This window comes from Clostridium coskatii (assembly GCF_001675205.1).
GTDB lineage: Bacteria > Bacillota > Clostridia > Clostridiales > Clostridiaceae > Clostridium_B > Clostridium_B ljungdahlii.
Genome location: NZ_LROR01000037.1, coordinates 187,305 through 194,032, shown reverse-complemented (window position 1 = coordinate 194,032; position 6,728 = coordinate 187,305). Strand labels below are relative to the sequence as shown.

Annotated in this window: 6 protein-coding genes; 5 read left to right on the top strand and 1 reads right to left on the bottom strand. The window is 33.3% G+C overall.

Features of this window, described 5'->3' with window-relative positions; translation table 11 throughout:
- Positions 1-151 precede the first annotated feature (151 nt).
- The 4 genes from CLCOS_RS07360 (at position 152) to CLCOS_RS07345 (ending at position 3,244) form a co-directional block, all read left to right on the top strand.
- Positions 152-637, top strand: a complete 486-nt coding sequence (locus tag CLCOS_RS07360; RefSeq protein ID WP_082853490.1) for an RNA polymerase sigma factor — start codon at positions 152-154, stop codon at positions 635-637.
- Positions 616-843, top strand: a complete 228-nt coding sequence (locus CLCOS_RS07355) for a helix-turn-helix domain-containing protein (protein ID WP_063600307.1) — start codon at positions 616-618, stop codon at positions 841-843. The genes CLCOS_RS07360 and CLCOS_RS07355 overlap by 22 nt, the downstream gene beginning before the upstream one ends.
- Positions 844-1,276: 433 nt before the next feature.
- Positions 1,277-1,423 (top strand): SHOCT domain-containing protein, encoded by a 147-nt coding sequence (locus CLCOS_RS07350; RefSeq protein ID WP_058953099.1) that lies wholly within the window; start codon positions 1,277-1,279, stop codon positions 1,421-1,423.
- 60 nt (positions 1,424-1,483) lie between these two features.
- A complete protein-coding gene (locus tag CLCOS_RS07345; RefSeq protein WP_063600308.1) occupies positions 1,484-3,244 on the top strand; it encodes a recombinase family protein in 1,761 nt (586 codons plus the stop codon).
- A gap of 163 nt (positions 3,245-3,407) precedes the next feature.
- On the opposite strand, the gene CLCOS_RS07340 is transcribed toward CLCOS_RS07345, so the two are convergent.
- Positions 3,408-5,195 (bottom strand): sigma-54-dependent transcriptional regulator, encoded by a 1,788-nt coding sequence (locus tag CLCOS_RS07340; RefSeq protein ID WP_013237063.1) that lies wholly within the window; start codon positions 5,193-5,195, stop codon positions 3,408-3,410.
- Between the two features lie 261 nt (positions 5,196-5,456).
- On the opposite strand from CLCOS_RS07340, the gene CLCOS_RS07335 reads away from it, so the two are divergent.
- Positions 5,457-6,728, top strand: a complete 1,272-nt coding sequence (locus CLCOS_RS07335) for a four-carbon acid sugar kinase family protein (RefSeq protein WP_063600309.1) — start codon at positions 5,457-5,459, stop codon at positions 6,726-6,728.

Genomic DNA, 6,728 nt, shown 5'->3' with positions numbered 1-6,728 from the left:
GTGCGCCTTTTTTTATCAATATGGTTATTTCAAATCATAAAAATTTGTCTTTAAACTTCTAACAATGCTTTTGCAACTTCTAAACATCTTTTATTCATTTTTATCAGTGAGTTTCGCAATTACCTATGGCTAAGAAAGGAGGTGATATTCTATGAAGCCATCTTCTTTCAGCAAAGTACCATTCGAAAAACTTAACCATCAGATTCAGGAAGATTTTCAGACAAGCATTCAATTCCAATTTGACTATATAGCAAGAAAAGTTATGATACGTACCAGAAGTAATTGCTATCGTTCTATTGGTAGACGAAGTAAGCGTGAATGTCTGTTTTCAGAAATGTCGGAATTGGAATTGAACAAGCTACAAACCTTTGATACCTATCATCTTGATAGTCGAATTTATAAGATCTTGTCGCTGAATGTGGAAGTTATTGATTATCAGATTGCAGAGGCACTGGATATTTTACCAAAACGTAAGCGTGACATCATTCTGATGTCTTACTATCTGGAAATGTCGGATGCAGAAATTGCGGATGAATTAGGTGTAAACCGCAGTACAGTATATCGCAACCGTACTAGTGCATTAAAAATCATAAAAACACTATTGGAGGAAGAGTTATGCAAAAAACAAAAAAGTTGATTCCCTTTCCTATAATAAAAGCAGCAAGTAATGGTGATGCTGTGGCAATTGAATATATACTGGATCACTACCAAGGATATATTGCAAAACTTTCTACAAAGGTGGTTACTGATGAATATGGTAATGGATATTATTTTGTGGACAAGTACATTCAAGAACAGATTACCACTGCCCTACTGAAAATGATTTTAAGTTTTAAAATCTAAACATATAAGGGCGTATGGATCTCCAATACGCCCTAACTTTGAAGTTGTCATTCTGTAAAAGCATATTGTCTATTTAAGTATGCTTTTACGGGTTGATAAAACCTATTTGTTCTTTGACAAAGAAAATGCCATTCGTGGCATAGCATAAAATAATCGGATACATTCAATATGTAGAGAGCCGGCGAACTGGAGCGCCATGACCACTAAAGGGGGAAATAAAAAGTGAGCGATTATTCCAGTGATTCGCAAGTGACCTTTGGCAAGGTTGCTGCCATGACCTGCATATTGGGATAATGATACTCCCGCCTTGAACGTCTGCACGGCATTGGGCGGTATACCCATAAGCATGGGATAAGGCCAAAGTCCTGTGGAGCTTTGCCGAAGCCATCCGATTTGTTGATTTTTTATATATTTAAAAGCAAGGAGGTTTTTAATGGATAAAAAATTAATTCGATACAGTATGCAAATTGCTATGCTAAAACAATTACTTTCCTGTAAGCTAATTTCAAAGAAGGAATATAATCTCGTTAAAAGCCGACTTATGAAAGACTATAAAATATTTTCTGATATAACAGCTTGAAAATGTATTGTCTTATGTAGTATCATAATACTATAAAGTAGATACAAAGGAGGATGTTATATGCAGGAAGTTGAGGTTATAAAAGCAAGAAATGCATTGACAAAACGAATACGCGGGAAAAAGATAGAACGTTTACGTGTTGCTGCTTATTGCCGTGTCAGTACAGATAGCGAAGATCAATTGAATAGTTATAAATCACAAGTCAATTATTATACTGATTTGATTAATAAGAATAAAGAGTGGGTCTTGGTAGATATCTATGCAGATGAAGCAATTACAGGTACACAAGTCACAAAACGTGAAGATTTCCAGCGTATGATTAACGATTGTATGAATGGAAATATTGATATGATTATTACAAAATCTATTTCAAGGTTTGCCAGAAATACCTTGGATACACTAAAATATGTCCGTATGCTCAAAGAAAAAGATATCGCCATCTATTTTGAAGATGAAAAAATAAACACCCTTACGATGGATGGAGAATTGCTGCTTGTTGTACTTAGTTCTGTAGCTCAACAGGAAGTTGAAAACATTTCTTCCAATGTCAAAAAGGGATTAAAAATGAAAATGAAACGTGGAGAATTGGTAGGATTTCAAGGCTGTCTTGGATATGACTATCATCCAGAAGACAAGACTATTACTATAAATAAAGAAGAGGCGGAGATTGTCAAGTACATTTTCAAGCGTTATATTGATGGTGCTGGTGCTTCTGTGATAGGACATGAGCTAGAGAATCTTGGGTACAAGACAAAATATGGGAGCTCAACATGGGCACCATCTACAGTTATTGGAATTATTAAAAATGAGAAATATAAAGGTGATCTGTTGCTGGGTAAGACTTTTACTGTCGACCCAATTTCAAAGAGGCGGCTTGAAAATATGGGAGAGGAAGATCAGTTTTATATACGTAATCACCATGAACCCATTATAAGTGAAGAAGTCTTTGAAAAAGCACATGAAATACTTAAAAGAAGAAGCAAAAACAGAACAACAGTAGGTGTTGGAAAGAGAGAAAAATACAGCAGAAAATATGCTTTTAGCTGTATGCTGAAATGTGGATTCTGTGGCAGCAACTTGTCAAGGCGTGTCTGGCATAGCAGTTCCAAGTACAGCAAGATTATCTGGCAGTGTGTAGTAGCTACCAAAAATGGTAAGAAGTTTTGCCCAGATAGCAAAGGTATATCAGAAAAAGCAATTGAGGACGCTTTTGTTCAAAGTTATCGTCTGCTATGCAGCGATAACAAAGATGTATTAAATGAATTCCTTCAAAGGATGGATGACACACTAAGCAGTAGTACTGTAAATAAACAGCTTGCTAAAGTAGAAAAAGAGATAGGTGCAATAGAAAACAAGAAAAATAAGTTAGTAGATATGCTTCTGGAAGAAGTTATAGATAAAGATATGTATGAAACAAAATATTCTGTATTGATGGAAAAGCAGGAACAACTTTTAAACGAGCGTCAGAAGTTACAAGAAACGGCAGGTGATGAGAAAAATATTAAATGCCGTTTGAAAGAGTTTAAGAAAACATTGGAACAAAATGAGGTCCTAAATAAATTTGACCGATATGTTTTTGAAAGTGTTGTGGAAAAAGTGATTGTTGGTGGATATGATGAAGATGGCAATAAAGATCCAGCACAACTTACATTTGTATATAAAACAGGTATGAAAAATAATATGAATGGAAATAAATTTAAGCCACAAAGAAGAAATATTAAGGATAAAAATAAGACTGACAAATTGTGCTCCCATGATAATAACGAGGTAAATAAATTGTCTTCTCATAATAGCGTTGATACACGTGGAGTGTGTAGTTAAGCTAATCAAGGTAAATCAATAGATTTGTGTAATTAAATATGAAAATTTGGCTGTTTGCCACCCATTTGCCACCGCGTTTATTTTCTGGGTGGCAAATTATTTTATATTAGAAATAACAAATTCTAATATGCCCTTTCCCCAAAATAGATAGTTTGCAGAACATCTATTTAGATTTAATTAAACGCCACAATGTAGTTCGACTGATTTTGAGACTTTCAGCAGCCTTGGTTTGATTGCCGTTACACACCTCAATTACCTTTAGTGCAATATTTTTGTCAATTTCACTAAGAGGACGAGATAGGTCTAATAGCTTTGCAGAATATTTAGAATTGAAAGAAGTTGAAAAAATAGTTTTCTCTTTACTTAAGACTTCTTTTACCTCATCAGAAGAAATATATTGACCTTTAGTTATTATAGTGAGATTTTGAATAACCCGAGTAAATTGCGTATAGTTATAAGGCCAAGAAAATCCGCAAAGCATCTGTATTGCATCTGGCGTGATTCCTAAAATTTGTTTTCCAGTAGATATATTTAGTTTGTTAAGATATAGTTTTAAAATTGAATCTATGCGCGCTGGATCATCTCTTAATGCTGGTAAAGTGATGATAAAACAGTGCAGGTGATTTATAAATGCCATCATATTTGAATCAAGTGTTCCGCTAGAAGAACTTATACATGAAAGTAAAACTCTATTTCTTTTACAAATTTCCATATCTGTCATGGCAATTAAAAGCTCCTTTTGCTGCTGCTGACTTAAACCATTTACATTTTTTATAAAAATAGTGTTACCAGAATCACATAAAGGTGAATTATGATTATTTAAAATGTAATCCCATATTTTATCACTTAATAGAGTACAATCAATTTCTATAAATGGCTGCTTAACTGCAGGACTGTTTAAATAGATAGCCTTAGCAATTTGCTTTTTTCCTGTACCTTCTTCACCAGAAATCATAACAGGGTAAAAATTTTGATTTACTTGGTCAATGGTGCTGTTAAGTTTATCAATTGAACCAACTATACTATAAGCACTATTGAAATAATCTTTTTCTACTTCTTTACTGCTACTGTAATTGATACCGCATTTGTTGCCAGATAGTGGAGGCTTACTAACAGAAAAATAGAAAGCTATATATTCAAATTCGTCAGAGAGAATTCTCTGTCCTTGAATAGAATAAAGCAGGTTATTTTGACGATGTAAGAAATGACGTTTTCCAGTTGGAAGAACTTCATCTATTTTTTTATGAAGTGTATCTAAAATATCTGTATCATCATCTAAAAGTGTAGAATAAAATAATTTCCCATCATTTGTAAAAACTACTGTTTTGGCATCTCTTCCATGGATAAGTTGTCTTAAAAAGTGATTTTCAGATCTCATATTAGTATAGTTATTACAGTAAAAAACAGAAGTATCAAATGCATCACGAATACTTTCAATTCCCGATGTAATTAAAAATGCATTCATACCAAATTTTCTAGCAGTTGTATAGGTAATCATATCGCAAAGAATAGCATGGTAACCAGTATCTTTTAAATTTTGTAGAATTGAAATATCTTCATCTGCAGAATTTATTGTAAATATGTCAATTTCATATGGTAATAATTCCATTAAAGATAAAAGGTCCTTTGTAATATTTGGGAAACCAACTACTGCGACTTTTTTTGTATCAGCATCTGATAATTTTAAAGTACGTAAAATATCATAAACAGATGTGTTAATTTCAATTACAGGCAGTGAAACTGACTGTTGAAGTAATTTAGCAGTACCGCCTCGTGATATAATAACATCGTAGTTTCCGTGAAAATTATTTTGAGCGATTTCTACTCCTTTTTTTAAATCTCCCACTGTAATTGTCAGATCTATATTGGGATAATCTTTTGAGACCTTAATTAGTAAAGGCTCCATACTGGAATATGGTGCAATGGCTAAAATTCTTATTTTAGATGACATTTTATATCTCTCCTTATAATCATATGTTCAAATATGAAATACTTATGTAACAATATTATAATATTTCATCAATAAATACAATAAGCTTTAATATTGTTTCAAAATTAAACGAAAAATGTGGACGTTTTCATTTAATGGAATTATAAGTTCTGATATTATAAGGGCATAAAGAACACGGCATAATGTCCATGAAATCTTTATTAAATATTTTATTTTTATTAATAGAAATCATTACATTAATTGGAGGAGGCCTTACATTACATGGTTAAACTATTGATAATAGCAGATGATTTTACAGGAGCACTAGATACAGGTGTGCAGTTCACACTTAGTGGTGCTGTAACATATGTGATAGTTGATTCTCAAATCAATTACACTAAAATAGAGTCAAATGTGGAAGTATTAGTAATTGATGCAGAGACTCGCCATCTTGATAAGGCAGAAGCGTATCAAAAAGTATTTTCAATTGTAAGACAAGCAACTGAAATCGGAATTTCATATATTTATAAAAAAACTGATTCTGCTTTGCGTGGAAATATTGGTGCAGAACTTACGGCGGCAATGCTGGCAAGTAAATCAAAACACATTCATTTTATTCCTGCATTTCCGAAAATGGGTCGCACTACTGTAAATGGTGTACATTATATAAATGGAATTCCAGTTGCTCAAAGCATTTTTGGTCAGGACCCCTTTGAGCCGATTTGTTACTCAGATATAAAAGAAATTATTAATTCTCAGTCTGAGCTTCCAGTTCATATTATGAGCGCAGATATTTCAGAATCATGTGAATCAACAGAAGGAATCATAGTGTATGATTCGAGTTGTGATCAGGATATCAAAAATATTGCTGAAAAGCTTAATAAAAAGGATGAAATGCATCTAATAGCTGGTTGTGCAGGATTAGCATCTATATTATCACAGATTCTTCAGCTTGGAAGCGAGAGACCGCGAATACCTGAAATAAAACCCAATATGTTTGTAGCATGCGGCAGTGTTAATCCAGTTTCAGTTGCTCAATGCAATGATGCAAAGTGTAAGGGAATACCATATTTTAGACTTACTCCAGAGCAAAAGCTGAACACTGATTGGGCAGAAAACTGTGATGCAGATGAATTTATTCAGAATTTGTATGATTCTAGTGAAAATAATCATATGGTCATTCTTGATACAAACGATATGGAAGGCACTGAGAGCACAACTGCTTATGCACAGAAAAGAGGAATTTCAGTTGAACAGATGCGTACACATATTATATCTAGCATGGGCAAGATTTTGAAGCGGTTAATTGACAAGGGATGTGATAGTACCATTTTCATTATGGGGGGAGATTCACTCCTTGGATTTGCACGTGAGGCTGGTATTAAAGGTATATTTCCTGTATGTGAAATGGATTGTGGAGTTGTGCTGTCACAGCTTAATTATAATGGAAAGATGCTAAATGTAATTTCAAAATCTGGTGGATTTGGTAAAAAAACTATATTTAGCGATTTATCAAAAATGCTTTTAAGATTAAATGAGGGAAGGAAGTTATAA